At 57.7% G+C, this 1,744-nt stretch carries 3 protein-coding genes and 1 pseudogene; all 4 read right to left on the reverse strand.

From position 1 onward, the window contains the following. Positions 1-205 (reverse strand): annotated as a pseudogene (locus AC1D0Z_RS21005) (hypothetical protein); the annotation flags it as partial. A 67-nt stretch (positions 206-272) separates the two neighbouring features. Beyond that, positions 273-548, reverse strand: a complete 276-nt coding sequence (locus AC1D0Z_RS21010) for a hypothetical protein (RefSeq protein ID WP_477660097.1) — start codon at positions 546-548, stop codon at positions 273-275. 280 nt (positions 549-828) lie between these two features. Then, positions 829-1,002: a hypothetical protein gene (locus AC1D0Z_RS21015; RefSeq protein ID WP_477660098.1), complete on the reverse strand. Its 174-nt coding sequence runs from the start codon at positions 1,000-1,002 to the stop codon at positions 829-831. Further along, a complete protein-coding gene (locus AC1D0Z_RS21020) occupies positions 999-1,373 on the reverse strand; it encodes a hypothetical protein (RefSeq protein ID WP_477660099.1) in 375 nt (124 codons plus the stop codon). Before AC1D0Z_RS21020 ends, AC1D0Z_RS21015 begins: the two co-directional genes overlap by 4 nt. Positions 1,374-1,744 lie beyond the last annotated feature (371 nt).

A 1,744-nucleotide genomic window follows, 5' to 3' on the forward strand; every position in this document is an offset into this window, starting at 1 on the left:
CCATGGGATGGGGCCTGAACAGCGGCAGGGTGAGGGTCAACAGCGCGAGCCCCAGGAGCACGCCCTGCTTGAGGCCGTCCAGAATGTCGCTGCGCGCCACGCCCACAGGAGGCGACCTGCCTTCGGCGGCAGGAAGCTGCCGTTCAGGCAATTCGGACAGATCGGGCGATACGCTGGCCATGGTGCTCAGGAAAAAATTCCTCACGTAAAACCGCTCCGGGGTGCCGTAGCCACCCGGAGCAGTTCACGCAAGCTTGCATGCCGAGGCTGGATTAGTTGCGGTCAGCCTGGGCAGGACGCTCCGTCTGGAAGCCCGCAGTGTCGTTCGTTGTGGTGGAGGAGGAAGGGCTATTGCTCATGGTGCTGCCGCTGCTGCCTGTCGTGCCAGTGGTGCCAGTCGTATCGGTGCTGGTGCCTTGGGTACCCTGGTTCGCGGCTTGGCCGGATGTGTCGGCGGCCGTGCCTGGCGCCTGAGCATAAGCCAGACCGATAGCGCCAACAACAGCGGCTGCGGCAACAACGGAAGCGAGAGGTTTCGATGCTTTCATGGTGTACTCCTTAAGTCATGCCCATCACAGGCAATCAGGTTGGTAAATCGCTGACCGTATTGCCAGCTGAGGCCAATTTACGGGGAGTTACTGCGGCTTTTCCGTCGGTCCCCTACAGCGGGTTGTGTAGGACAAGCGAGGTCACAAAATGCTACGCACCTCACCGCGTGAATCAGATGTCGGGGTCAACATCGACATCACRCATTACGCATCAAGCCTTAGGGCGGTTTCGTGGCGACGCATGTGCCTGGGGCGGACCATACCCCGGACGCCGGGCGGCCTATTCGTTAGGGTTGTTGCCTTTGATACCGTGCTCACCTTTGATGGCAAGCTGTACCCGCTCAAGCTCGTTGACCAGTTCGTCGATCCTGGGGTAATCCTTGACGGGCGCTTCGAGCAAGGCCTGAAGTTCTGCCCGCATCCGCGCGTACTCCAGTTTCAGATCGGGTTTCACGCGGGCACCGCACCTGGTTTGATACCGGACTCCTTCGCAAGGCGAATCTCCGGACTCGCACCCACCTGCCCATTCTTTCTGATGGATGCTGCAACGCCGAACAGGTCGACCTGCTGGGGCTCATCACTGCGCGGACCATACTGCAGGTCCGGGCCGATCAGGCGCTGCAATTCGCCATAGCCGGTGGCCAATGCCGTGTCATATGCCGCAAAACTGATGTCGGAGCAGGAGACTGATTCGAAGACCAGCGGGTCGGCGTGGCTTTCCAGGATGCGCCAGAAAAATTCACCCGGCGCGCGTTCTTCAACTGTCAGGGCAAGGGAACGCAAGGGGGCATTGAGTTGTGCATTGACCAGCGTGGATTGGCTCATAAAAATCCTAAAAAATACATGAAGGCCATGGTGGCCGTGCAAGAGTTGTTGCGCAATTTGTTTTTGTCTAATTGACCGCGCAGTTCAGAATATCAAGAAAATAAAAAGTAACTTTCAGCATCGGCGCCTGCTCAGATGCAAGCACGGCGCGAACAAAAAATCTGCGTTCCCGGCTCCGCCATCTCTTGGGTTCAGCTAACCGTTAGCGATTCCGAATTCGATCCAGGTGGAACATAAAAAGCAGCGGTGCCTAACGCTGCACTGCGACAGTTTAAGCATGAGAAGATGACACGCAGCAGTGATTAGTACCGGAAAAATGTAGGAAAAGGCCGACAGCTTCTCCGCCGGGGCTACGTCACCTGAAATGGGTA

This window comes from Polaromonas sp. P1_E3, from assembly GCF_056405935.1.